The organism is Streptomyces sp. BR123 (genome assembly GCF_013401435.1).
GTDB lineage: Bacteria > Actinomycetota > Actinomycetes > Streptomycetales > Streptomycetaceae > Streptomyces.
In genome coordinates, this window is record NZ_JACBGN010000092.1 from 1 (window position 1) to 23,762 (window position 23,762).

General features: G+C 72.8%; 21 protein-coding genes. 5 read left to right on the plus strand and 16 right to left on the minus strand.

Features of this window, described 5'->3' with window-relative positions:
- On the minus strand, positions 1-2,408 hold a 2,408-nt coding region (gene treY, locus HYE82_RS16740; RefSeq protein WP_179174876.1), incomplete at its 3' end, for a malto-oligosyltrehalose synthase.
- 165 nt (positions 2,409-2,573) lie between these two features.
- Positions 2,574-4,688 (minus strand): glycogen debranching protein GlgX, encoded by a 2,115-nt coding sequence (gene glgX / locus HYE82_RS16745; RefSeq protein WP_179174877.1) that lies wholly within the window; start codon positions 4,686-4,688, stop codon positions 2,574-2,576.
- A 311-nt stretch (positions 4,689-4,999) separates the two neighbouring features.
- On the opposite strand from glgX, the gene HYE82_RS16750 reads away from it, so the two are divergent.
- Entirely contained in the window at positions 5,000-6,328 is a 1,329-nt protein-coding gene (locus tag HYE82_RS16750; RefSeq protein ID WP_179174878.1) for an SAV2148 family HEPN domain-containing protein, read from the plus strand.
- Positions 6,329-6,491: 163 nt separating this feature from the next.
- Positions 6,492-7,205, plus strand: coding sequence for an exonuclease domain-containing protein (locus HYE82_RS16755; RefSeq protein ID WP_179174879.1), 714 nt, complete (start codon positions 6,492-6,494; stop codon positions 7,203-7,205).
- Between the two features lie 34 nt (positions 7,206-7,239).
- Here the strand turns inward: HYE82_RS16755 and HYE82_RS16760 are convergent, their stop codons facing one another.
- A complete protein-coding gene (locus HYE82_RS16760) occupies positions 7,240-7,872 on the minus strand; it encodes a hypothetical protein (RefSeq protein WP_179174880.1) in 633 nt (210 codons plus the stop codon).
- A 23-nt stretch (positions 7,873-7,895) separates the two neighbouring features.
- A complete protein-coding gene (locus HYE82_RS16765; protein ID WP_179174881.1) occupies positions 7,896-8,762 on the minus strand; it encodes an aminoglycoside phosphotransferase family protein in 867 nt (288 codons plus the stop codon).
- A 121-nt stretch (positions 8,763-8,883) separates the two neighbouring features.
- Here HYE82_RS16765 and mgt point away from each other — a divergent pair, with 121 nt between their 5' ends.
- The gene (mgt, locus tag HYE82_RS16770; protein ID WP_179174882.1) at positions 8,884-10,080 is read left to right on the plus strand and encodes a macrolide-inactivating glycosyltransferase; all 1,197 of its coding nucleotides are present in this window, start codon (positions 8,884-8,886) and stop codon (positions 10,078-10,080) included.
- The gene (locus tag HYE82_RS16775) at positions 10,077-10,619 is read left to right on the plus strand and encodes a DUF1697 domain-containing protein (protein WP_179174883.1); all 543 of its coding nucleotides are present in this window, start codon (positions 10,077-10,079) and stop codon (positions 10,617-10,619) included. The genes mgt and HYE82_RS16775 overlap by 4 nt, the downstream gene beginning before the upstream one ends.
- Positions 10,620-10,623: 4 nt before the next feature.
- Here HYE82_RS16775 and HYE82_RS16780 read toward each other — a convergent pair whose 3' ends face one another.
- The gene (locus HYE82_RS16780; RefSeq protein ID WP_179174884.1) at positions 10,624-12,489 is read right to left on the minus strand and encodes a DNA/RNA non-specific endonuclease; all 1,866 of its coding nucleotides are present in this window, start codon (positions 12,487-12,489) and stop codon (positions 10,624-10,626) included.
- 353 nt (positions 12,490-12,842) lie between these two features.
- Here HYE82_RS16780 and HYE82_RS16785 point away from each other — a divergent pair, with 353 nt between their 5' ends.
- Entirely contained in the window at positions 12,843-13,847 is a 1,005-nt protein-coding gene (locus HYE82_RS16785) for a ketopantoate reductase family protein (protein ID WP_179174885.1), read from the plus strand.
- 197 nt (positions 13,848-14,044) lie between these two features.
- Here the strand turns inward: HYE82_RS16785 and HYE82_RS16790 are convergent, their stop codons facing one another.
- The 11 genes from HYE82_RS16790 to HYE82_RS39530 all read right to left on the minus strand — a co-directional run bounded on the left by HYE82_RS16790 (position 14,045) and on the right by HYE82_RS39530 (position 23,616).
- Positions 14,045-14,833, minus strand: coding sequence for a sirohydrochlorin chelatase (locus tag HYE82_RS16790; RefSeq protein WP_179174886.1), 789 nt, complete (start codon positions 14,831-14,833; stop codon positions 14,045-14,047).
- 5 nt (positions 14,834-14,838) lie between these two features.
- Positions 14,839-15,723 (minus strand): ABC transporter permease, encoded by an 885-nt coding sequence (locus HYE82_RS16795; RefSeq protein WP_179174887.1) that lies wholly within the window; start codon positions 15,721-15,723, stop codon positions 14,839-14,841.
- Entirely contained in the window at positions 15,710-16,525 is an 816-nt protein-coding gene (locus tag HYE82_RS16800; RefSeq protein ID WP_179174888.1) for an ABC transporter ATP-binding protein, read from the minus strand. The genes HYE82_RS16795 and HYE82_RS16800 overlap by 14 nt, the downstream gene beginning before the upstream one ends.
- A 33-nt stretch (positions 16,526-16,558) precedes the next feature.
- The gene (locus tag HYE82_RS16805; RefSeq protein WP_179174889.1) at positions 16,559-17,674 is read right to left on the minus strand and encodes an aliphatic sulfonate ABC transporter substrate-binding protein; all 1,116 of its coding nucleotides are present in this window, start codon (positions 17,672-17,674) and stop codon (positions 16,559-16,561) included.
- Between the two features lie 221 nt (positions 17,675-17,895).
- The gene (locus HYE82_RS16810) at positions 17,896-19,227 is read right to left on the minus strand and encodes a sulfate adenylyltransferase subunit 1 (RefSeq protein ID WP_179174890.1); all 1,332 of its coding nucleotides are present in this window, start codon (positions 19,225-19,227) and stop codon (positions 17,896-17,898) included.
- 2 nt (positions 19,228-19,229) lie between these two features.
- Complete coding sequence (gene cysD / locus HYE82_RS16815) at positions 19,230-20,174, minus strand: sulfate adenylyltransferase subunit CysD (RefSeq protein ID WP_179174891.1); 945 nt, start codon at positions 20,172-20,174, stop codon at positions 19,230-19,232.
- Positions 20,171-20,716, minus strand: a complete 546-nt coding sequence (gene cysC / locus HYE82_RS16820; RefSeq protein ID WP_179174892.1) for an adenylyl-sulfate kinase — start codon at positions 20,714-20,716, stop codon at positions 20,171-20,173. The genes cysD and cysC overlap by 4 nt, the downstream gene beginning before the upstream one ends.
- A gap of 23 nt (positions 20,717-20,739) precedes the next feature.
- Positions 20,740-21,429, minus strand: coding sequence for a phosphoadenylyl-sulfate reductase (locus HYE82_RS16825; protein WP_179174893.1), 690 nt, complete (start codon positions 21,427-21,429; stop codon positions 20,740-20,742).
- Entirely contained in the window at positions 21,426-21,605 is a 180-nt protein-coding gene (locus HYE82_RS16830; RefSeq protein WP_179174894.1) for a hypothetical protein, read from the minus strand. The genes HYE82_RS16825 and HYE82_RS16830 overlap by 4 nt, the downstream gene beginning before the upstream one ends.
- Positions 21,606-21,633: 28 nt before the next feature.
- On the minus strand, positions 21,634-23,325 hold the full coding sequence (locus HYE82_RS16835; protein WP_179174895.1) for a nitrite/sulfite reductase: 1,692 nt from the start codon (positions 23,323-23,325) through the stop codon (positions 21,634-21,636).
- Positions 23,326-23,532: 207 nt separating this feature from the next.
- Positions 23,533-23,616 carry a putative leader peptide gene (locus HYE82_RS39530; RefSeq protein WP_312845914.1) on the minus strand — a complete coding sequence of 28 codons (84 nt, stop codon included), beginning with the start codon at positions 23,614-23,616 and terminating at the stop codon, positions 23,533-23,535.
- Positions 23,617-23,762 lie beyond the last annotated feature (146 nt).

The following is a 23,762-nucleotide window of genomic DNA, read 5'->3' on the forward strand; positions in this document are numbered from 1 at the left end:
CCGTCCCCGCTCCGGCCGCCGTCCCCGCTCCGGCCGCCGTCCCCGCTCCGGCCGCTGTCCCCGCTCCCGCCGCCGTCCCCGGTCCGTAGCAGGATCGCCACCGGCCGGCCCGCCAGCAGCTCCGCAGGCCGCACCCCGCCCTCGTACGGGGCCGGCGGCGGCGCGGCGCCGGGCGGCGGCGGCAGGACGGGCCTCCACCGCCCCGGCGGCAGGGGCAGGACGGTGTCCCGCCAGCCCCCGGCCCGGGCCAGCCGGAGCGAGAGCCGGGTCGCCACCGCGACCAGACCGCCCGGGCGGGCGAAGGCCAGACAGTGCCCGGCCGCCGGGCCGCGGGCGGCCAGCGCCGCGTACCCGGTGAACAGCTGCGGCCGGTCCCGCCGCAGCCGCAGCAGGGCGGCCGTCAGCTGGAGCTTCTCCTCCGCCACCCCTTCGGGCGCCGCCCCCGCGTCCAGCCGGGTCAGCGCCTCGCGGGGGAACCGGGCCGGGCGCCGGTTGTCCGGGTCCACCAGAGCCCGGTACTCCGTCTCCGCCCCCTGGTAGACCTCCGGGACCCCGGGCATCGCCAGGTGCAGCAGCGCCATCCCCAGCAGGTTGGCGCGGGCCGCCTCCGCGAGGGCCTGCGGCAGCTCCACGCCCTCCGCCCCGGCCGGGACGTACCGGGCGACCGAGGCCTCGTATTCCGCGTCCTGCTCGGTCCAGCAGGTGCGCAGGGCGGCCTCGCGTGCCGCCTTGAGCAGCGCCCCCGCGAGCCGTTCCGCGCGGTCCGGGACCTCGCCGAGGCCGTACGCCGTCTGCCGTGCCACCCAGGCCAGCTGCGGGTCGTACCCCGGGGCGCCCGCACCCGCCCCGGCCGCGTCCATCAGCTCCGGTGCCTGCGACAGGGCCGCGATCCGGGCGCGGACGTCCGCACTCCGCTTGGTGTCGTGCGTGGACAGCACCGTCCCCGAGCCCGGCCAGTCCCGTTCGAGCACGGAGCAGTACGCGTGGAACCCGTCCGGCTCCACCGCCGGCCGCCCCGGATCCCCGCCGACCTCCGCGGCCGACAGCAGCGGCGCGTACCGGTAGAAGGCCCGGTCCTCCAGCGCCTTGGCCCGCAGCGCCGCCGAGGTCTGCGCGAAGCGCGCCGCGAACGCCGGATCCCCCCGCACGAGGTCCCGTACGCCGGCCACCGCCACCGCACCGGCCCGCCGGGCGGCCTCCGCCAGCGCCCCCGGATCCAGCTCCCCGCCCCCGGGATACGGCCGGTAGACGGGGTAGGCGATCAGCACCTCCCGCACCGCCGGCGCCGTCCCGGGCCCGGCCGCCCGCTCCAGCGCACCGAGTTCGGCGGCCAGGTCGCCGGTCAGGACCTCCCGCGCGCAGGCCCGGGCCGTGTCCTCCCAGCCCGGCAGGCCCGTGGACTCCCGGTAGCAGCGGTCCAGTCCGGCCGCGCCGTCCGGGTCGGTGAACACCCCGTCCACCCGCCGCAGCGCGTCGTAGCCCGTGGTCCCCGCCACCGGCCAGCCCGCCGGCAGCCGCTCCTGCCCGGCCAGGATCTTCTCCACCACCACCCAGCAGCCGTCCCCCACGGCCGCGCGCAGCCGCCGCAGGTACGCCCCGGGGTCCGCGAGGCCGTCCACGTGGTCGATCCGCAGCCCGGCGGCCACGCCGTCGCGCACCAGCTCCAGCAGCTTCGCATGCGTCGCGGTGAACACCTCCGGGTCCTCCACCCGGACCCCGATCAGCTGCGAGATCGTGAAGAAGCGGCGGTAGTTCAGCCCGGTGCGGGCCTCCCGCCAGCAGGCCGGCCGGTACCACTGGGCGGCCAGCAGCTCCGCCACCGGCAGCCCGGCCGTCCCGGCGCGCAGCGGGAACTCCCAGGCGCCGCCGACCCGCAGCAGCCCCTCGCCGACCGTGCAGGCGGCCGGGTCGAGCGGCTCGCCGAGCACCGGCAGCAGCACCTGCCCGCCGCCCGCCTCCCAGTCGATGTCGAACCAGCGGGCGTACGGGGACTCCGGCCCTTCCCGCAGGACCTCCCACAGGGGCCGGTTCAGGTGCAGCGGCGAGGGCACCGCCATGTGGTTCGGCACGATGTCCAGCACGAGGCCCAGCCCGTGCTCCCGGGCCGCGGCGGCCAGCCCGCGCAGCCCGCGCTCACCGCCGAGCTCCTCCCTCACCCGGGAGTGGTCGGTGACGTCGTACCCGTGGGCCGACCCGGGGACCGCCTCCAGGACGGGGGACAGGTGCAGGTGGGAGACCCCGAGCGAGGCGAGGTACGGAACGGTCTTCTCGGCGGCGGCGAACGGGAACTCGGGGCACAGCTGGAGGCGGTACGTCGACGAAGGCGATGAAGATGACGAAGGTGTCGCCCGGGTGGCGGCTGTCGGAATGCCAGATTCTGTCCTGAGGTGAGTATGACGCCGGCTCATGAGAACGTACGTACCCGCCCCAGCGGATTCCGTGCCATGACCCCGTGCATTCGGGTGACTGCACGGGGCCGGCGTTCCCGGACCGACCCGGAGGCGTGAAGCGCCGGAGTCCGCCGCGCACCATGAGCGCAGCCCCCCCCGAGCCGGAGCCCGACCCCGCCGCCGTCACTCCGGCCGCTGGAGCACCACCAGCGAGCGTCCCGTCAGCGTCACCCGGTCCCCGGCCGTGTACTGCGGCCCGGTGCCCGCCGGCGGCACCTCCGGCCGCGCCGTGTCCACCACCAGCCGCCACTGCGCCCCGTGCCCGGCCGGGACCGTGAAGTCCTGCGATTCCGCGCCCGCGTTGAACATCAGCAGGAACGAGTCGTCGGTGATCCGCTCCCCGCGCGCGCCCGGCTCGGAGATGGCCTCCCCGTTCAGGAACACCGTCAGCGCCCGCGCGTGCTGCGCCTGCCAGTCGCGGGCCCGCATCGGCTCCCCGTACGGGGTGAACCAGGCGATGTCCGACAGCTCGTCGTGGGCGCCCTCGACCGGCCGCCCGTGGAAGAAGCGGCGCCGCCGGAAGACCGGGTGGTCCCGGCGCAGCCCCACCATCCGGCGGGTGAACTCCAGCAGCGGGGGCGCCGGTTTGCCCGGCTCCGGCCACTCCACCCACGACAGCTCGTTGTCCTGGCAGTACGCGTTGTTGTTGCCGTCCTGGCTGCGGGCGAACTCGTCGCCGTGGCTGAGCATCGGCACGCCCTGCGACAACATCAGGGTGGCCGCGAAATTGCGCATCTGCCGCTCGCGCAGCTGGAGGACCTCCGGGTCCTCGGTCGGCCCCTCCACCCCGCAGTTCCAGGACCGGTTGTGGGGTTCGCCGTCCCGATTGCCCTCCCGGTTCGCCTCGTTGTGCTTCTCGTCGTACGAGACGAGGTCGTGCAGGGTGAAACCGTCGTGGCAGGTGTGGAAGTTGATGGAGGCGAGGGGGCGCCGGCCGTCGTCCTGGTAGAGGTCCGAGGAGCCGGTCAGCCGGCTCGCGAAATCGGCGAGCGTCCGGGGCTGCCCGCGCCACAAGTCCCGTACGGTGTCCCGGTACTTGCCGTTCCACTCGGTCCACAGCGGCGGGAAGTTCCCCACCTGGTAGCCGCCCTCGCCGAGGTCCCAGGGCTCCGCGATCAGCTTCACCTGGCTGACCACCGGGTCCTGCTGGACCAGGTCGAAGAACGACGACAGCCGGTCCACCTCGTGGAACTGCCGGGCCAGCGTGGCCGCCAGGTCGAAGCGGAAGCCGTCCACGTGCATCTCGGTGACCCAGTAGCGCAGCGAGTCCATGATGAGCTGCAGGACGTGCGGGGAGCGCATGAGCAGCGAGTTCCCGGTCCCGGTGGTGTCCATGTAGTGCCGCGGATCGTCCGCCAGCCGGTAGTACGAGGCGTTGTCGAGGCCCCGGAAGGACAGCGTCGGGCCCAGGTGGTTGCCCTCGGCGGTGTGGTTGTAGACCACGTCCAGGATCACCTCGATCCCGGCCTCGTGCAGGGCCCGGACCGCCGACTTGAACTCCAGCACCTGCTGGCCGCGGTCGCCCGAGGCGTAGCCGTTGTGCGGGGCGAAGTAGCCGATCGTGTTGTAGCCCCAGTAGTTGGTCAGCCCGTCGTCGACCAGCCGGTGGTCGTGTACGTACTGGTGCACCGGCATCAGCTCCAGCGCGGTCACCCCGAGCTTCGTGAGGTGCCCGATGACCGCCGGGTGTGCGAGGGCCCCGTACGTGCCGCGCAGCTCCTCCGGGACTTCGGGATGGCGCATGGTCAGCCCTTTGACGTGGGCCTCGTACAGCACCGTCCGGTGGTACTCGTGGCGCGGGGGACGGTCGTCGGCCCAGTCGAAGTAGGGGTTCACGACGACCGAACTCATCGTGCGCGGAGCGGAGTCGAGGTCGTTGCGCGAGTCGGGGCGGCCGAAGTGGTAGCCGTACACCTCCTCGCCCCAGTCGATGCTCCCGGCGATCGCCCGTGCGTAGGGGTCGAGGAGCAGTTTGGCCGGGTTGCAGCGCTGCCCGCGCTCCGGCTCGTACGGCCCGTGGACGCGGAACCCGTAGCGCTGGCCCGGCATCACGCCCGGCAGGTAGGCGTGCCGGACGAAGGCGTCGGTCTCGCGCAGCTCGACGGCCGTCTCGGAACCGTCCTCGTGGAGCAGGCACAGCTCGATGCGCCGGGCGGATTCGGAGTAGACGGCGAAATTGGTGCCCGCGCCGTCGTAGGTGGCGCCGAGCGGATATGCGTGTCCCGGCCAGACCTGCATGGACAACGACTCTCTCCCGTCTTCCCCTCGGCCTCGGGCGGCCGGTTCGCGGTCGGGGGACCGCAGATCCGTGCCATGGGCAGGATCTTCCCCGAAAGAGGGCCTGTACGCGGGGACTTGGGTTACTCCTGCCGGGGGACCCGGTGTGCCGATATGCGGGTCAGCGGACTGTGTGCGCATCCGATAATGGGTCAACAGATCACCTGTGTACGGTCCATCGGGTCGCATCCGGCTGCACCGGGCGCCGACCTCGGAGTACCCTTCCGTGATCACTGGAGACGGGCGTCCAGAACGCAGAAGGCGGTGCACGGGTGAGCTCGGGAGGGCTGGAGCTTCCCCCTGGTGACGGCGGTCACGAGGGCGGCTCGGCGGACGCCCCAGGAGGCGCACCCGGGGGTGCGTCCGGCGGGGTGCCGGAAGGGGCCGGGGGCGGCGGCGGAACCGGCGGGTCCGGCGGAGTGCCGGGCGGCGCGGTGTCCCTCGCGGCGCCGGAGGCCGGGGCGGTACGGGCCGGGGCCGAGCTGGACTGGGGCGCGGACGCCTGGACCGAGGTGCGCACCCGGGCCCAGCGCGCGGGCCGCGCGTACATCTGGCTGAATCTGATCGAACAGCGGCTGCGTTCGGTGGTCGGTGCGGTCCTGCGGCCGATCTACGAGCCCGTGCACGGGGAGGACGACTGGGTCGTCGTCGCCGCCGGGCCCGCCGGCCAGGAGTGGGTGCAGCGGGCCGTCGCGGTCCGCGAGGTCAGCCGCCGCAAGGGCTACCTGCTCGACCCCGCCGACGACAACGTCCTCAGCTTCCTGACGCTGCCCCAGCTGCGGGAGCTGATGGTGCAGCACTGGCCGTGCTTCGAGCCGTACTTCGACGACCGCCGCGAGATCGAGCTCGCCCTCGACGAGCTCGAGGTCACCCGGAACGTCGTCTCCCGCAACCGCGCGCTGTCCCGGGCCGTGCTGGAACAGGCGGAGCGTGCCTCCGCCCGGCTCCTGGAGGTGCTGGGCGGGGGCGCCGGCTCCCCGTCGGCCGACCGGCTGCCGATCGACGCCGTCGAGGACCTCGTGGGCGACCGGTACGCGGACGTGGTCTCCGTACACCCCGACCGGGTCCGGCTGCAGCGGCAGCTCCCGGCCGAGGACCTCTTCGGCGGGGCGCGGCGGCTCGACGCCATCGGCATAGGGCTCAACCTGCTCGTCCAGAACTACTCCGGCCGAAGACTCGTCCGGCTCACCGAGGCCGGCTGCCGGGTCCGGCTGCTGTTCCTGAACCCGGCCAGCAGTGCCGTCAAGCGCCGCGAACGGGAGCTCGGCCTGCGCAAGGGCGAGCTCAGCCGGTCGGTGGAGATGAACATCCTGCACGTACGGCGGGTCCGGGCCGGGCTGCGGGACCCCTCCCGGTTCGAGATCCACGTCTTCGACGAGACCCCCCGCTTCACCGCCTACCTGGTGGAGGGCGAGAACTCCGGCATCGCCGTGGTGCAGTCCTACCTGCGCCGGGCGCGCGGCATGGAGGCCCCGGTCCTGGTCCTGCGGGGCGGCGGGGCGCGCGCCTCGGCGGCACCGCGTGATGTGGAACACGGACTTTTCCCCACGTACCGGGAGGAATTCGAGTCCATCTGGCAGGACTCCCGCCCGGTGTCGTGACTGTCAGTGCCCCGTGGCAGGCTGAAAGTCGTTGGCCGGGGCACGTGCACCGGTCGACGGCTGACGGCTGACGAACGGTGCCGGGGCCGAGGACTGACGGCCGCGGACGTGACGGGGGAGGGCGCGTGATGGGGAACCGGCACGCCGGAGCGGGGGTCACGCGATGACCTGGATCAGCGGGCCCTTGGTGGCTTTCGACCTGGAGACCACGGGGACGGACGTCGAGACCGACCGCATCGTCACCGCGGCGGTCGTCCGGCTGGAGCCGGACGGGGCCGTCTCGGCGGAGCGGACCTGGCTGCTCGACCCCGGGGTGGCGATACCCGAGCAGGCCTCCGCCATCCACGGCATCTCGACGGCCCACGCCCGCGCGCACGGGGCCCCGGCCGCGTCCGGAGTCGCGGAGATCGCGCAGGCCGTCGCCGCGGTCCTGCGCGCCGGGACGCCCCTGGTCGTGATGAACGCCCGCTACGACCTGTCCCTGCTGGACCGCGAATGCCGGCGGTACGGGCTGGAGTCCGTCGGGGAGCGCCTCGGCAACGAGCCCTCGCCGGTCATCGACCCGCTGGTGATCGACAAGCACGTCGACCGGTACCGGAAGGGCAAGCGCGCCCTGCACGCGCTGTGCGCCCACTACGGCGTGTCGCTCGACGACGCGCACGACGCGAGGGCGGACGCGGTGGCCGCCGCCCGCGTGGTGCGCCGCATGGGCGAGCAGCACCGGCCCGTCGGCACGATGGCCCTGACCGACCTGCACGACCTCCAGATACGCGCGGCAGCCGCCCAGTCGGCCTCCCTCCAGGCCTACCTGCGCCGCACCACGGACCCGACGGCAGTCGTCGAGCCCTCCTGGCCGGTCATCCCGCGAAGCCGGTGACCGGGATGGGGCGGGCCCTCACCGGCCGGCGGTGTCAGTCGGCGCTGTACTCGACGTGCAGCTCGCGGTCGCGCGGGCCGCAGTACAGGCGCCGGCAGTAGTGGCTGTCCGGGAAGGCGGCCGCCTGGGCGGGGCCGTTGCGGGCGAGGTCGGCGAAGAGGCCGGCGCTCCTGCGGAAGGTGCGGGTGCTGCCGGTGAGGAACAGGGTGTCGCCGTGCACGTGCTGGCGGAGCACTTCCCGCTGCGCCCAGTCGTGGCGGTCCATCCGCCCCGTCCGCTCCGACCGCTCCGCGCGGTCGGCTCCGGAACACGGCAGGTCCACCGTGCGCGGGCGTCCCGGGCCGAGGCGGCCGCGCAGCTCCTTCCAGCGCGACGGGGCGAACTGCAGGGAGTGGTGCAGCAGGACCAGGTCCAGCGGCCGCCCGCCCGCGCCGCCGTCGGCCGCGGCGTCGGCGCGGATCGGGAGGTGCACCAGGGCGCGGGGCGAGGCCGCGGCGAGGGCACACAGGCCTGCGGTCAGCTCCGCTGCCTCCCGGCCGAACCAGGCGTTCAGGAACCAGTCGGCGTCCACCAGCAGGGCCCGGGCCGGTGTGCGGGCCGGGCGGAACACCGTGAACGTGTCCGGCACCAGGCGGGCCTGGTGGCGGACGAGATGAAGCGTGTGCATACGGGGACCTCGGTACCGCACGGTCAGAAGGCGTGCCAGCGCATTTCCGTGTCCCCGTCCCGGAGGGACGCCACCCGGCGCCGGAACTCGGCGAGGGCCTTCGGGTTGGCGGGGGCGTGCTGGGCGACCCACGCGCAGCTCGCCGTCTCGCGGGCGCCGCGCAGCACGGCGCAGCCCTCCCAGTCGCGCACGTCCCACCCGTAGGCGGCGGCGAACGCGTCGTACGACGCGGCGGGCAGGCCGTACCGGTCCCGGGACAGGGCCATCACGACCAGGTCGTGCTCGCGCAGGTCGGTCGACACGGTCTCCAGGTCCACCAGGACCGGGCCGTCGGGGCCGACGTGCACATTGCGGGGGAGGGCGTCGCCGTGGATCGGGCCCGGCGGGAGGTGCGGGGTGAGCCCGGCCACCCGGCATGCGTAGCCGTCGCGCCGGGCCCGCAGGTACGCCGCGTCCGCCGGGTCGACGGTGTCGCCGGCCAGCCGCAGCCACCGCTCGACCCCGCTCAGCAGGTCCCGCGCGGGCAGGTCGAACGGCGGCGCCGACAGGGCGTGGATGCGGCGCAGCAGCGCCGCCAGGTCCTCGGGCCCGGCCGGCCGGACCGCGTCCGGCAGCCGGTGCCACACCGTCACCGGGTGGCCGTCCACCAGCCGTGCCTTCGGCTCCGCGGCCCGCACCGCCGGGATCCCGGCCTGTTCCAACCAGAGCGCCACGGCGATCTCCCGCCCGGCCCGCTCCAGCAGGCCCGTCTCCCGGCCGACCTTCACGACGAGGCCGCCGACGCCGAAGACGGCGTTCTCGCCGAGGGAGAGCAGTTCGGCGACCGGCCCGCGGGCCGGTCGGGCGATCCCCGCGGCCGCCAGCACACCCCTGGCCCGTCCCTCGTCCATACGCCGCCGCACTCCCTCTCGGTTCCGGATCTCCGCGGTGGGCCAAGTCTCGCACTCCCGCACCGCGAGGCGGCGCCGAAAGTAGATTGCACGAGACGTATCGTCTCGTTACGCTGTCCGCATGACTTCGGACAAGCCCGCACACATCGCCATGTTCTCGATCGCCGCCCACGGGCACGTGAACCCCAGCATCGAGGTGATCCGCGAACTCGTCGCCCGCGGGCACCGCGTCAGCTACGCCATCCCGGCCTCCCTCGCCGACAAGGTCGCCGAGACCGGCGCCACGCCGGTGATCTGGAACTCCATCCTGCCCACCGACGACGAACCCGAGGGCTGGGGCGCCGAGCTCATCGACCACATCGAGCTCTTCCTCTCCGACGCCGTGCAGGCCCTGCCGCAGCTCGCCGCCGCCTTCGAAGGGGACGAGCCCGATCTCGTCCTGCACGACATCACCGCCTACCCGGCGCGCGTACTGGCCCACCGGTGGGGTGTGCCCGCGGTGTCGCTGTCGCCGAACCTCGTGGCCTGGGAGGGGTACGAGGAAGAGGCCGCCGGACAGATGACGGCCGGGCTGCGCACCTCCGAGCGCGGCCGTGCGTACTACGCCCGCTTCTCGGCCTGGCTCGCCGAGAACGGGATCGACGACGACCCCGACCGGTTCGTCGGCCGCCCCCGGCGCAGCATCGTGCTGATCCCGCGCGCCCTCCAGCCGCACGCCGACCGGGTCGACCCGGCCGTCCACACCTTCGTCGGCGCCTGCCAGGGCGACCGCAGCGCCCAGGGCGTGTGGGAGCGGCCGGCCGGGGACGCGAAGGTGCTGCTCGTGTCGCTCGGGTCCACCTTCACCCGACAGCCCGCCTTCTACCGCGCGTGCATCGAGGCCTTCGGGGGAGTGCCCGGCTGGCATGTCGTCCTGCAGATCGGCCGGTTCACGGACGTGGCGGAGCTGGGGGAGGTCCCTGAGAACGTGGAGGTGCACCGGTGGGTCCCGCAGCTGGACGTGCTGCGGAAGGCCGACGCCTTCATCACGCACGCCGGGGCCGGCGGCAGCCAGGAGGGGCTCGCCACCGCCACGCCGATGGTCGCCGTACCGCAGGCCGCCGACCAGTTCGGGAACGCCGACATGCTGCAGGCGCTGGGCGTCGCCCGGCACGTCCCCATGGAGGAGGCGGACGCCCGTACGCTGCGGGAGGCCGTGGAGACCCTCGTCGCCGACCCCGAGGTCGCCCGGCGGGCCGCGGAGATCCGGGCGGGGATGGCGCAGGAGGGCGGCACGCAGCGGGCCGCCGACCTCATCGAGGCTATCGTTCGGGCATGACCACATACGCGGCCCTGCTGCGCGGCATCAACGTCGGCGGGAAGAAGAAGGTTCCGATGGGCGAGCTGCGCGAGGTGCTCGAAGGCCTCGGGTACGAGGACGTGCGCACCTACCTGCAGAGCGGCAATGCCGTCTTCGGCGGCGGGGACGCCGACCCTGCCGCGCTCGCCGCGCGGATCGAGCGGGCGATCGAGGAGCGGTTCGGGTTCCCCGTCGCCTGTCTCGTCGTCGACGGGGCCCGGCTGCGAGCCGTACAGGAGGGCTGCCCGTACCCCGCCGACGAGCTGGAGGGCAAGCAGCTGCACGCCACCTTCCTCTCGGAGCAGCCCGACGACGGGCGGTTCGCCCGGATCGACCGGGAGGCCTTCCTGCCCGAGGAGTTCACCGTGGGGGAGCGGGTCGTCTACCTGTACGCGCCCGAAGGGCTGGGCCGGTCCAAGCTGGCCGAAGCATTGTTCCGGCCCGCCGTGTTCAAGGGGATCGACACCACCACCCGGAACTGGAACACGGTGGTGAAGCTCGTCGAGATGACCCGCTGACCCGTCAGCTCCAGTCGATGTCGGACAGGCGCTCCAGCGGGGGCCGGTCCTCGACCGCCCTGGGGACGACCAAGGTGTCCGCGTCCGCCATCGCCGCGGCGAACCGGATGCCGGTGCGCGCCTGGATCTCGGTGAGCTTGACCTGGAACACCCGGAACTCGTCCAGGTCCAGGGCCTCCGTCAGCACCAGGTTCTGCGTCAGCAGGAACGCCTTGCACTTCAGGGTGTCGTGCTCCGAGTAGACCAGCACCTTCCAGAACTCCCGCGGTATCCGCACGTCCTTGAAGACACGGTCGTCCTCCTGGAAGACCGGGCCGCCGAACACGCTCACCCGCAGCCCGTCGACCTCGACCTCCTCGAACACCGCGTCCTCGAGGTGCCCCCAGATGCCGTTGCGGGCGCTCTGGTTGAAGTCGTCCATCTGCGGAGTGATGTTGGTGTAGAAGAACGAGTCCCGGTTGGCCTTGTCCGCCTCCGCCAGCGGCCCCCACAGCAGATCGGCGCGGCGGGCGATGTGGCCCCGGTCGAGCCGGTTCTCCTTGTACAGCTCGTTGTCGACCTGCGCCGACCGGGGCAGACGCGGGTCCGTCCTGAACCTGATGCCCTTGCGGTCGAGCCTCTTCAGGCTGCCGCCGTCGATGTTCCAGGCCACCCAGAACGCGAACCGGCGGCTGGTGCTCTGCGCCAGCGAGAAGTGGGTGTAGGGGATGACCTCGGTCCCGCCGAGCTGGACGGCGTCGTCCTTGACGGACGGGTTCAGCTTCGGGGGCGCTATCACCACCGGCAGGAACGCCGGGTCGTAGCCGGGGGCGGGCTCCGCCTCGGGAGCCGGGCGCTGCAGGGTGATCTTCAGCTCGTCGAACACCGCCCGCGGGAAGCAGGCCAGCGCCCGCTCCTCGGGGTCGGCCTCGGACTCGCCGCCGAAGTGCAGTCCCGCGAGCACGTCGCTCGGCCGTCCGGCGCGCGTCTTGAACATCCACGCCGCCCCCGAGTCTCCCCGCTTGCTGATCTCGCCTTCGGCCGCCGGGTTGCCGGGGTCGGGGCCTATCTCGAAGCACTCGATCTCCTTGAAGCCCACGCCCGTGCCGTAGTCGATGCTGACCTTGGCGAAGGGGCGGGTCACCACACCGTGCGTGACGCCCGTGGTGCGGCCGCACTTGACGACCTTGTCGTCGATCTGCGGCTCGCCCAGTCTGGCCGGGGTCACGTCGAGGTCGAGGATGCTCGGATCGCAGTCGCGGTCCGTGACCGTCGACACGGCACAGTCGCCGGCGACGCCAAGGTGGGCGCGCACCAGCCGGCCCAGATGGTTGAGGGTGGTACGACTGTCGTCCTTGGCTCCCGGCTGCACGACGTGGTCGCCCCGCTCGCCCGCACGGCCGTTGAGGACGTGCCAGTTGCTCAGCACACACGTCGAACCGTCGTTCCGGTCGAAGACGATGCAGCCGAGGGTGCCCGCGGTCAGGTTGACGTTGCTGACGCTCACCCCCGGGCGTACCGGGTCGACGCGCCGCTGCCGGTCCGGGGTCTCCCCCTCGGCCACCACCAGGAAGTGCGGCGCGTAGCTGCGTTGGACGATGTCCGTCGGCACCCTGACCCCGTCGACCTCGATGAACGCGGGTATCTCCGCGCTGCCCAGGAGGCCGAGGCCCTCCGGCTCGACCTTCCGGTCGACCGTGAACTGCAGGGCCAGCTCCTTGCTCCGCCTGCCGTTCTTCTCCTTGTAGCCGATGCCGATCGAGGACACGTTCGGGTCGCTCAGATAACTCGAACCGCGGGTGCGGATGAAGTGCTTGAGCGAGGTGATCAGTTCGTCCTGCTCCTTCGCCGAGGACCTCGGCCGGGCGGACGTGCGCTTGGTGGCAGCCATCGAAGGCTCCCTTCGGACAGGGAGTTCCGGGTGTGGGACGCCCGCCGGATCGCCCCGCGGTGACACACCGGCAGGGGCTCCCCGCTCCGTGCGTGCACCTCCAGCGTACGGCCGCCCTACAGGGCCGGCGCGTCGAGGACTTGGGGTTCCCGAGGCATGGGACGGATGTTGCCGCGTCAAGTGTTTCGGCCGGTCGGCCGGCCGGGATCGACGCCGTGACGGCCGTGCGGAGCAGCGCCCGGGCCTCCGCCCGGCTGCCGCGCGGACCCGGACCGCCGGGGCCCGGCCGGAACACGTGGTTCCCCGTGCGCCCCGGCGGCGTCGCGGGCCGCCGGATGTGCCAGGCTCCGCACATGCGCTACATCATCATCGGTGCCGGAGCGATCGGCGCGACCATCGGCGGACGGCTCGCCGAAGCAGGCCATGAGGTCGTCCTCGCGGCGCGGGGCACGCACGCCCGCGCCCTGCGCGCGGACGGGCTGCGGCTCACCACGGCCGAGGGGCCCCGGGTGCACCGGCTGCCCGTGGTCGAGGGTCCGGCGGAACTCGGCGAGCTCCGGCCGGACGACGTCCTGCTGCTGGCCGTGAAGACCCAGGACGCCGTCGCCGCGCTCGACCTGTGGGGTGCAGCGGAAGTGGCGGGCGGGGGGACGGCGGCCCAGCGGCTGCCCGTGCTCTGCGCGCAGAACGGCGTCGAGAGCCAGCGCCTCGCCCTCCGCCGCTTCGCGCGGGTGTACGGGGTCTGCGTGTGGCTCCCGGCCACGTTCCTGGAGCCGGGCGTGGTGAGCGCCCTCGGCACGCCCCGGACCGGCATCCTGCACATCGGCCTGGCCGCCGGCGGCGCGGACGCGCGGGCCCGGCAGATCGCCGCCGACCTGGAGAAGGCCGGCTTCGACGCCCCGGTGGTCGAGGACGTGATGCGGTGGAAGTACGCGAAGCTGCTCGGCAACCTGGGCAACGCGATCCAGGCCACCACCGGGCCCGAGCCCGACCCGGCCAAGGCGGCACTGCTCCGGCGGGCTCGCCGCGAGGGCGAGGCCGTCTTGGCCGCGGCGGGCATCGCGTACGTGTCGCAGGCGGAGGAGGCGGCGGCCCGGGACGGCCGGGCCGTGCAGCCGGCGGTGCTGCGGGGCGGGTCGTCCTGGCAGAGTCTGTACCGCAGGACCGGGTCGATCGAGGCCGACTACCTCAACGGGGAGGTCTGCCTGCTGGGCCGGCTCCACGGGGTGCCGACCCCGGTCAACGAGGTGCTGCGGCACGCGGCGAACATCTTCGCCCGAGAGGGGATCGCGCCGGGCTCGATGTCCGTCGCGGACCTCACGGCCCTCGCCGACGAGGCCGAGTCCCGCCACCGCTAGCCGCCCGCGCTGCTGCCGCTGCGCGGGGCCTCGAACGCCGGCGGGGCCGTATTCTCCAGCCTGCGCGGCGTTTGAGCGCACCGGGCGCGAAGCGGCCGGAACGGGTCCGGGCGGAGCTGAGCCCGGTTTCGGGAAGGGGCGAGGCGGGGAAATCCGCGCAGCGGTGCGGCCGACAGGGCAGAGTGGCCGTCAGGCCGTCAGGCCGTCAGGGCGGCGGGGGCCGGGAGCCGGGCCCCGGCCGGGACCGTGACGGCGGCGTCGTACCGCCGGAGCAGCAGGCGGGCCAGCTGTGGGGCGGCGCCCAGAACGCCCGCCACCACATCCGCGCCCGCCTCCCGCGCCCCGGAGGCGATCCGGTCCGGCAGTCGGCCCGGGGCGATGACGTACGGCGCCACCGCGATGCGGCGGACGCCCTCCGCCCGCAGGGCCCGTACGGCGTCCTCCGTACGGGAGCACCCCGCGGGAACAGCTCCGGAGGCGAACGCAGGCCGCACGGCGCACCAACCGGTGTGCCGCCACTCCCGCGCGGTTTCGGCGATCACTGCGATCGCCTCCGGGTCCGATGAACCGGCGGACGCGAGCACCACACCGGTGCCGGCGCGCTCCGTCGGGGTGATCCCCGCCTCCCGCAGCCGGAGCTCCAGCACCTCCGTCAGCAGCGGGGAGGGGCCGAGCACGCCGGCGACGCGGACCGTGAGGCCCGGCAGCCGGACCAGGGCCTCCGCGAGCACCGCGGGGACGTCCGCCTTCGCGTGGAAGGCGCGGGTGAGCAGCAGCGGCAGTGCGACCACGTCGTGGACGCGGTCGGCGTGCAGCGCGGACAGCACCTGCTCGACGCGGGGGGCGTTGAAGTCCAGGAAGGCCGTCTCCACGCGCAGCCCCGGCCGCAGCGCCCGCACCCGCCGGGTGAGGGCGTGGACGGTTGCCGCGTGCCGCGGGTCGCGGCTGCCGTGGGCGATCACGAGGAGGACGGGGGCGGGGGCCATGGCGGTCAGCTCCGGCTCAGCAGGCCGCGGCTGCGCAGCACCCACCGCTCGACCGGGCTGAAGACCAGCAGGTCGATGGCGATGCCGACGACGAGGATCAGGATGATCGCGAGGAACACGCCGGGCAGGTCGATGTTGTTGCGGCCGTTCTCCAGCAGCTGGCCCAGGCCCAGACCGAGGTCCGGCGAGGAGGCGATGATCTCGGCGGCCATGAGGGAGCGCCAGGAGAACGCCCAGCCCTGCTTCAGGCCGGCCAGGTAGCCGGGCAGCGCGGCCGGCATGACCACGTGCCGGACGCCCTTGAAGCCCGTCGCGCCGAGGGTGCGCCCGGCCCGCAGGAACAGCGGCGGCACCTGGTCCACGCCGGAGACGAGGCCGTTGGCGATGGACGGGACGGCGCCCAGCAGGATCACCGTGAACATCATGGCGTCGTTGAGGCCGAACCAGAGGACGGCCGGCGGAACCCAGGCCACCGACGGCAGGGACTGCAGGCCCGAGAGGATCGGACCGAGAGCCGCCCGCACCGCCTTGACCCGCGCGACGAGCAGGCCGAGCGGGGTGCCGATGGCGAGGGCCAGCAGGAAGCCGAGGAGGCCGCGGGAGACGGAGGTCCAGATGACGTCGAACAGGGTGCCCTTGAGCCACATGTCGGCCAGGCTGTCCCAGACCGCGGACAGCGGGGGCAGCTTGCTCTCCTCGGTGACCCCGGCCGTGACGAGGATCTGCCAGACGGCGAGGACCAGCGCGACGGCCAGGACCGGCGGGAGGACCTTCTTGAGGAGGACCTCCCCGACCGGGGTTCGGCGGACCTCGACGGCGTCGAGCGCGTCGAGGCCGGCCTCCAGGCCCGCGAGGTCGTCCGTGTTCGCCTTCGTTTCAGTGCTGGCCATGGCGGCGGATCTCCCCACGCAGGTGTTCGGTGATCTCGAGGGACAGCTCCGCGACGTCCGCGTCCTCGATGCGGCGCGGCTGCGGGATGCCGACGGCCCACTCCTTCGCGACCCGGCCGGGCCGGGAGGAGAGCAGGACCACGCGCTGGGCCAGGCGTACGGCCTCGCGCACGTTGTGGGTGACGAAGAGGACCGACAGGCCGCCCGCGGCGGAGCCGCCGGTGTTCGCAGCCTCCCAGATGCGGGTGAGTTCGCCGTGCAGGACGTCGCGGGTGATGGCGTCGAGGGCCGCGAACGGCTCGTCCATCAGCAGCAGCCGGCTGTCCTGGGCGAGTGCGCGGGCCATGGCGACGCGCTGGCGCATGCCGCCGGACAGCTCGTGGACGCGCTTGCCGTACGCCCCGCCGAGCCGGACCAGCTCCAGCAGCCGCTCCGCCTCCGGCTTGCGGTCGGACTTCGGGACCCCGCGCAGCCGCAGGGCGAGTTCGATGTTCTTGCCCGCGGTCAGCCACGGGAAGAGGGCGTGCTCCTGGAACATCAGGGCGGGGCGGCCGGCGGTCTCGATGCTGCCCGCGCTGGGCCTGTCGAGGCCGGCGACCAGGTTGAGGAGGGTGGACTTGCCGCAGCCCGAGGCCCCCAGGAGGGTGACGAATTCGCCGGGAGCGACATCGAGGCTGATGTCGTCCAGGACGAGCTGCGATCCGGCCGGGCCGGTGAAGGACTTCGAGACGTGCTCGATCCGGGCGGCGGGGGCGGCCGTCGCGACGGCGCCCTCGGCGGCCTTGGCAAGCGTGGTGGCCATGGTCGTCACCTCCTGGGGGTTGTTCGTGCGGACTTACTGCGCGCCGAGGCCGGCGTCGGAGACCTCCGGCTTGCCGGCCTCCTTCAGCACCTTGTTCAGGAGCGTCAGGTCGTAGATGCCGGCCAGGTCGGGCTGCTCGATCAGCTCGGCCTTGACGGCGTGGTCGGCCTGCGCCTTGAGGGTGGAGGCCAGCGGGTCGTCGGTGACGAGGATGCTCTTCCAGGCGGGGGCGATCACCTTCGCGTCGAGTTCCTTGCCGGTCTCCGCCTTCAGGGCGGCGTTCGCGGAGGCCATGGCCCGGTCCGGGTCGGCGTTGATCCACTCGTTGGTCTTCACGGTGCCGCGGAGCACGGCCTCGACCACGTCCGGGTGCGCCTTGAGGAACTTCTGCGACACGATGACGTTGGTGATCACGAACTTCTTGTCGGGCCACAGGTCGGTCTCGTCGAGGAGGACCGCGGCGCCGTCCGTCACCAGCTTGGAGGCGGTCGGCTCCGGCACCCACGCGCCGTCGACGGAACCCTGCTTGAAGGCGTCCGGGGTCACTTTGTTGTCGGTGCGGACGACGGATACGTCGCCCTTGCCGGACTCGGGGTCGACCTTCCAGCCCTTCTGGGCGATCCAGTTGAGGAAGGCGACGTCCTGGGTGTTCCCCTTCTGCGGGGTGGCGATCCGCTTGCCCTTGAGGTCGTCCAGGGTCTTGATCCTGTCCGGGTTCACGACCAGCTTCACGCCGCCGGAAGCGGAGCCGGAGATGATCCGCAGGTTCTGCCGCTTGGACTTGACGTAGCCGTTGATGGCCGGCGAGGGGCCGATGAAGCCGATGTCGAGAGAGCCGCCGTTGAGGGCTTCGATCTCGGACGGGCCGGCGTTGAAGGCCTGCGGCTTGATCTTCGTGCCGCCGAGCTCCTTGGCGATCAGGCCTTCCTGGAGGCCGACCAGGGCGGTGGCGTGCGTGAGGTTCGGGAAGTAGCCGATGCGGACCTCGGGGGCCGACAGCTTCCCGCCGGAGGCGGCAGCGGTGCCGGACGTCTTGTCATCGGCAGTCTCCGCCCGGGAGCCGTAGCCGCACGAGGCGAGCGCGCCGATCAGGAGCGGCACGGCAGCGGCTGCGGCCAGGCCGCGGCGGAGGGGCGTGGTGGAAGGCACGGGAGGGCTTCCTCTCGTGACGTCGTCTCATGACGGACGTCTTCGTCGGTGGAGCGAGGTCGGGTCGGGCTCGCGGTGCTCGTGGGGGGTGAGGGCGCGCCGGCAGTGCGCGTACGTCATCGCACACATCGCGCCACCCCTCCCTGGCCGCTGCCGAGGGCGCCGCTGCCGACCCGGCCGCCTTCCTTGGCGAAGGTCGCGAAGATGTCGCTGTCCATGGCCTAGAAGTCCCATCCCTCGTCGTCCGCCACGGCACCGGCCCCGCCCCGGGAGGCGAAGGACTCGCCGGCCATGCCCGCCGCGAGGGTGGTCCCGTCGGCCGGGTCGATGAGCAGGAACGATCCGGTGCGGCGCGAGTCGGCGTACGCGTCGAGTGCGAGGGGCTCGGCGGTGCGTATGACGACGCGCCCGATGTCGTTGGCCACCAGCTGGCCCGGGTGGGGGTGCTGGGACAGGTCGTCCAGCGTCAGGCGGGAGGGGATCTCCTTGACGATCGCCTTGACCGTGCGGGTGGTGTGCTTCAGCAGAACCCGCGCGCCCACGGCCAGGGGCTGGTCGGCGACGTGGCAGACGGTCGCGACCACGTCCTGGGTGGTGGCGGGGGCCGAGGCGGTCGGGGCGATGAGGTCGCCGCGGGAGATGTCGATGTCGTCCTTGAGGCGGAGCGTGACGGATTGGGGGGCCCAGGCGATGTCGACGTTCTTGCCGAGGGCGTCGATGCCCTCGATGGTGGTGGTGCGGCCCGAGGGCAGGACGGTTACGGGCTCGCCGACGCGCAGGACGCCGGAGGCGATCTGGCCGGCGTAGCCGCGGTAGTCGGGGTGCTCGGCGGTCTGTGGGCGGATCACGTACTGCACGGGGAAGCGTGCCGGGCAGGCGGCCAGGTCGTGGCTGGCGGGGACGGTTTCGAGGTGTTCCAGCACGGTCGGGCCGCCGTACCAGTCCATGTGGGCGGACGGGTCCACGACGTTGTCGCCGGCGAGGGCGGAGATGGGGATCGCGGTGATCTCCGGGACGCCCAGCTCGGAGGCGTAGGCGGTGAACTCCTCGGCGATCGCCGCGAAGACCGCCTCCTCGTACCCGACGAGGTCCATTTTGTTCACGGCGAGGACGACGTGCGGGACGCGGAGCAGGGCTGCGACGGCGGCGTGTCGGCGGGTCTGCTCGACGACGCCGTTGCGGGCGTCGACGAGGACCACGGCGAGTTCGGCGGTGGACGCGCCGGTGACCATGTTCCGGGTGTACTGCACGTGGCCGGGGGTGTCGGCGAGGATGAACCGGCGGCGGGCGGTGGCGAAGTAGCGGTAGGCGACGTCGATGGTGATGCCCTGCTCGCGCTCGGCCCGCAGGCCGTCGGTGAGCAGTGCCAGGTCCGGGGCGTTCTGCCCGCGGTCGGCGGACACCCGCTCCACGGCTTCCAGCTGGTCCTCCAGGACCGACTTGGAGTCGTGGAGCAGGCGGCCCACGAGGGTGGATTTGCCGTCGTCGACGGAGCCGGCGGTGGCGAAGCGCAGCAGCGTCGTCGTGCTCAGCTGCTCGGTGGTGCTGGTCATGGCTAGAAGTACCCTTCGCGCTTGCGGTCTTCCATCGCGGCCTCGGACAGCTTGTCGTCCGCCCGGGTCGCGCCCCGCTCCGTCAGGCGGGAGACGGCGATCTCGGCGATCACCGCGTCGAGCGTGGTGGCGTCGGAGTCGACGGCGCCGGTGCAGGACATGTCGCCGACGGTGCGGTAGCGGATCAGCCGCTTCTCCACGGTCTCTGTGTCCTTCGGGCCGCCCCACTCACCGGCGGTGAGCCACATGCCGTTGCGCTGGAAGACTTCGCGCTCGTGGGCGAAGTAGATTTCCGGCAGTCGGATGTCCTCGCGGGCGATGTACTGCCATACGTCCAGCTCGGTCCAGTTGGACAGGGGGAAGACGCGGACGTGTTCGCCGGGAGCGTGTCGGCCGTTGTAGAGCTGCCACAGCTCGGGGCGCTGGCGGCGGGGGTCCCATTGGGAGAATTCGTCGCGCAGGGAGAAGACGCGTTCTTTGGCGCGGGCTTTCTCCTCGTCGCGGCGGCCGCCGCCGAAGACGGCGTCGAAGCGGTGGTTTTGGATGGCTTCGGTCAGCGGGACGGTCTGCAGCGGGTTGCGGGTGCCGTCAGGGCGCTCGCGCAGCCTGCCGGCGTCGATGTAGTCCTGGACGGAGGCCACGTGCAGGCGCAGGCCGTGCTCGGCGACCGTGCGGTCGCGGTAGTCGATGACCTCGGGGAAGTTGTGCCCGGTGTCCACGTGGAGCAGCGCGAACGGTACCGGCGCCGGCGCGAACGCCTTCAGCGCCAGGTGCAGCATGACGATGGAGTCCTTGCCGCCGGAGAACAGGATCACCGGCTTCTCGAACTCGCCCGCCACCTCGCGGAAGATGTGCACCGCCTCCGACTCCAGCGAGTCCAGGTGCGACAGGGCGTACGGAGCGTCCGCGTCGGCGGGGCTGTTGTGCAGGTGCGCGGCGGTGGTCATGCCAGCCCCTTCTCGGTGAGCAGCGTGAACAGGGAAGCCGCGGACTCCCGGACGGTCTGCGTGTGCGACTCGATGCGCAGGTCCGGGGCGGCCGGGGCCTCGTACGGGTCGTCGACGCCGGTCAGACCGGATATCTCGCCCGCCGCCTGCTTGGCGTACAGGCCCTTGACGTCGCGGACGGAGCACACCTCGACCGGAGTGGCCACGTGCACCTCCAGGTACGTCGTGCCGGCGGCGGCGTGCCGCTTCGCGACGGCCTCGCGGCTGTCGGCGTACGGCGCGATCACGGGGACCAGCGCCTTGACGCCGTTGCTGGCGAGGAGTTCGGCGACGAAGCCGATCCGCTGCACGTTGGTGTGCCGGTCCTCGCGGGTGAAGCCCAGGCCCGCCGAGAGGAACTCGCGGATCTCGTCGCCGTCGAGGACCTCGACCCGGTGGCCGTCGCCGCGCAGCCGGTCGGCGAGCGCGTGGGCGATCGTCGTCTTGCCCGCGCTCGGCAGACCCGTCAGCCACACCGTTGCGCCCCGGTCCGTCACGCTCATCTGCTTCTCCGTAGGTTCCGTCATCAGCCGTGCAGTCCGCACTCGGTCTTGGCCCGGCCAGCCCAGCGGCCGGCCCGGGCGTCCTCGCCCTCCGCCACGCGGCGGGTGCAGGGGGCGCAGCCGACCGAGGCGTAGCCGTCCATCAGCAGGGGGTTGGTGAGGACGCCGTGCTCCGCGACGTACGCGTCGACGTCGTCCTGGGTCCAGCGGGCGATCGGGGAGACCTTGACCTTCTGCCGCTTCTCGTCCCAGCCGACCACGGGGGTGTTCGCCCGGGTCGGGGACTCGTCGCGGCGCAGCCCGGTCGCCCAGGCGTCGTATCCGGTCAGGCCCTCCTCCAGCGGCTCGACCTTGCGCAGGGCACAGCACAGGTCGGGGTTGCGCTCGTGGAGGCGGGGGCCGTGCTCGGCGTCCTGCTCGGCCACCGTCTGACGGGGGGTGAGGGTGATGACGTTGACGTCCATCACGGCCTCGACCGCGTCGCGGGTGCCGATGGTCTCCTCGAAGTGGTAGCCCGTGTCGAGGAAGACGACGTCCACGCCGGGGAAGGCGCGGGACGCCAGGTGGGCGACGACGGCGTCCTCCATGGAGGACGTCACGCAGAACCGCGCGCCGAAGGTCCGCGCCGCCCAGGAGAGGATCTCCAGGGCGGGTGCGTCCTCCAGGTCGCGGCCCGCCTGTTCGGCCAGCTCCTTGAGCGTGGTGGTGGTCATGTGTCCTCCCCTCCGGTGGTCCCGGACGCGAGACCGCGGGCCAGCAGTCCCAGGTACTTCAGCCGGAAGGCCCGGTTGCACGACCGGCACTCCCAGGCGCCGTGGCCCTGCTCGTTCGGGAACAGGTCCTCGTCGCCGCAGTACGGGCAGTGGAACGGGGCTGCGCGCTCGCTCATACCGTGCTCCTCGTCTCGCTCGCCGCGCTCATGAGAGGCTGTCGTCGCTCGCGCGGGCGACCCAGGCGGCGAAGCGCTCGCCGTCCTCGCGCTCCTCCCGGAAGCGGGTGACGACGCGTTCCACGTAGTCCGGCAGCCCGGCCGAAGTGACCTTCAGGCCGCGGACCTTGCGGCCGAAGCCGGCCTCCAGGCCGAGCGCGCCGCCCAGGTGGACCTGGTAGCCCTCGACCTGGTTGCCGTCCTCGTCGAGCACCAGCTGGCCCTTGAGACCGATGTCCGCCACCTGGATGCGGGCGCAGGCGTTCGGGCAGCCGTTGATGTTGATGGTGAGCGGCTCCTCGAAGTCCGGCAGGCGGCGCTCCAGTTCGTCGATGAGCGAGGCGCCGCGCGCCTTGGTCTCCACGATGGCCAGCTTGCAGAACTCGATGCCGGTGCAGGCCATCGTGCCGCGGCGGAAGGGGGACGGCTTGACCCGCAGGTCCAGCGCCTCCAGGGCGGCCACGGCCGAGTCGACCCGGTCCTCCTCGACGTCGAGCACGATCATCTTCTGCTCGGCCGTGGTGCGCAGGCGGCCGGAGCCGTGCCGCTCGGCGATGTCCGCGATCTTGGTGAGGACGGCGCCGTCGACGCGGCCGACGCGCGGAGCGAAGCCGATGTAGTAGCGGCCGTCCTGCTGCCGGTGGACGCCGACGTGGTCGCGCCACTGGCCGGACGGCTGCTCGGGCGCCGGGCCGTCGGCCAGCTCGCGCTTGAGGTACTCCTCCTCCAGGACCCGGCGGAACTTCGCCGCGCCCCAGTCGGCGACGAGGAACTTCAGCCGGGCGCGGGTGCGCAGGCGGCGGTAGCCGTAGTCGCGGAAGATCGAGATGACGCCCTCGTAGACGTCCGGAACGTCCTCCAGAGGGACCCAGGTGCCCAGGCGGACGCCGAGCTTGGGGTTGGTCGAGAGGCCGCCGCCGACCCAGACGTCGAAGCCGGGGCCGTGCTCGGGGTGGTCGACGCCGACGAACGACACGTCGTTGATCTCGTGCGCCACGTCCAACAGGGGGGAGCCGGAGATCGCGGACTTGAACTTGCGGGGCAGGTTGGAGAAGTCCTTGTTGCCGACGATGCGGCGGTGGATCTCCTCGATGGCGGGGGTGCCGTCGATGATCTCGTCCTCGGCGATGCCGGCGACGGGCGAGCCGAGGATGACGCGGGGCGTGTCACCGCAGGCCTCGGTGGTCGACAGGCCGACGGCCTCCAGACGGCGCCAGATCTCCGGGACGTCCTCGATGCGGATCCAGTGGTACTGCACGTTCTGGCGGTCGGTGAGGTCGGCGGTCCCGCGGGCGAACTCCTCGGAGATCTCGCCGATGACGCGGAGCTGCTCGGTGGTCAGCCGGCCGCCGTCGATGCGGACGCGCAGCATGAAGTACTTGTCGTCCAGCTCTTCCGGCTCCAGGACCGCGGTCTTGCCGCCGTCGATCCCGGGCTTGCGCTGGGTGTACAGGCCCCACCAACGCATGCGTCCGCGCAGGTCGTTGGGATCGATCGAGTCGAATCCGGTCTTCGAGTAGATCGTCTCAATGCGTGTCCGCACATTGAGACCGTCGTCGTCCTTCTTGAACTGCTCGTTGCCGTTGAGGGGGGTGTGGTGTCCGACGGCCCACTGGCCCTCGCCGCGGTGACGGCCGGGCTTGCGGCGCGCGGCGGCGGGTGTTTCGGGGGAGGCGGCCATGGCGGTACGTCCTTCTTCGGCGGCTCAAAAGCAAGGGCAGGGGGAGTCGGCGGCGTGACCCCTGGCGCTGAGCAGGTGTGGCCGACCGCCGCGCGGCTCCGGTTGTGCCGGAGGTCAGGGGCGTGGTCTGCCTTCAGGGGACTGACGGGGTGACGGCGCATCCGCGACGACACTGTGCGGTGCGCTGTGCGGCGGTGGCTGGTTCTGTCAGCTCGCCGGACAGATGGCGCTGGACATGCGGCCGAGGTCGACGTGCCGCCGACTCACCAAGGCTGTTCCAGCTCCATTCATGGCCGAAGCGTGTCATGGGGCGATTGGAGGAGTCCACCACTGTCCATGATGCGGACGATGCAGTCCCGCATTCCGAGACGAAGTGACGGGGGTCACGCACGGAACGGGGCGCCCGGGGCCGGTGGTTCCGGCCCCGGGCGGCGGAC

What these genes read in the sequence shown, in the direction of transcription:
- mgt (WP_179174882.1), top strand. Translation starts at nt 8,884, where the DNA reads ATGACTTCGGACAAGCCCGCACACATCGCCATGTTCTCGATCGCCGCC.
- HYE82_RS16790 (WP_179174886.1), bottom strand. Translation starts at nt 14,833, where the DNA reads ATGGCCCCCGCCCCCGTCCTCCTCGTGATCGCCCACGGCAGCCGCGAC.
- HYE82_RS16765 (WP_179174881.1), bottom strand. Translation starts at nt 8,762, where the DNA reads ATGGACGAGGGACGGGCCAGGGGTGTGCTGGCGGCCGCGGGGATCGCC.
- glgX (WP_179174877.1), bottom strand. Translation starts at nt 4,688, where the DNA reads ATGCAGGTCTGGCCGGGACACGCATATCCGCTCGGCGCCACCTACGAC.
- HYE82_RS39530 (WP_312845914.1), bottom strand. Translation starts at nt 23,616, where the DNA reads ATGAATGGAGCTGGAACAGCCTTGGTGAGTCGGCGGCACGTCGACCTC.
- cysC (WP_179174892.1), bottom strand. Translation starts at nt 20,716, where the DNA reads ATGAGCGTGACGGACCGGGGCGCAACGGTGTGGCTGACGGGTCTGCCG.
- cysD (WP_179174891.1), bottom strand. Translation starts at nt 20,174, where the DNA reads ATGACCACCGCCGCGCACCTGCACAACAGCCCCGCCGACGCGGACGCT.
- HYE82_RS16800 (WP_179174888.1), bottom strand. Translation starts at nt 16,525, where the DNA reads ATGGCCACCACGCTTGCCAAGGCCGCCGAGGGCGCCGTCGCGACGGCC.
- HYE82_RS16830 (WP_179174894.1), bottom strand. Translation starts at nt 21,605, where the DNA reads ATGAGCGAGCGCGCAGCCCCGTTCCACTGCCCGTACTGCGGCGACGAG.
- HYE82_RS16780 (WP_179174884.1), bottom strand. Translation starts at nt 12,489, where the DNA reads ATGGCTGCCACCAAGCGCACGTCCGCCCGGCCGAGGTCCTCGGCGAAG.
- HYE82_RS16775 (WP_179174883.1), top strand. Translation starts at nt 10,077, where the DNA reads ATGACCACATACGCGGCCCTGCTGCGCGGCATCAACGTCGGCGGGAAG.
- HYE82_RS16795 (WP_179174887.1), bottom strand. Translation starts at nt 15,723, where the DNA reads ATGGCCAGCACTGAAACGAAGGCGAACACGGACGACCTCGCGGGCCTG.
- HYE82_RS16760 (WP_179174880.1), bottom strand. Translation starts at nt 7,872, where the DNA reads ATGCACACGCTTCATCTCGTCCGCCACCAGGCCCGCCTGGTGCCGGAC.
- HYE82_RS16825 (WP_179174893.1), bottom strand. Translation starts at nt 21,429, where the DNA reads ATGACCACCACCACGCTCAAGGAGCTGGCCGAACAGGCGGGCCGCGAC.
- HYE82_RS16810 (WP_179174890.1), bottom strand. Translation starts at nt 19,227, where the DNA reads ATGACCAGCACCACCGAGCAGCTGAGCACGACGACGCTGCTGCGCTTC.
- HYE82_RS16755 (WP_179174879.1), top strand. Translation starts at nt 6,492, where the DNA reads ATGACCTGGATCAGCGGGCCCTTGGTGGCTTTCGACCTGGAGACCACG.
- HYE82_RS16835 (WP_179174895.1), bottom strand. Translation starts at nt 23,325, where the DNA reads ATGGCCGCCTCCCCCGAAACACCCGCCGCCGCGCGCCGCAAGCCCGGC.
- HYE82_RS16785 (WP_179174885.1), top strand. Translation starts at nt 12,843, where the DNA reads ATGCGCTACATCATCATCGGTGCCGGAGCGATCGGCGCGACCATCGGC.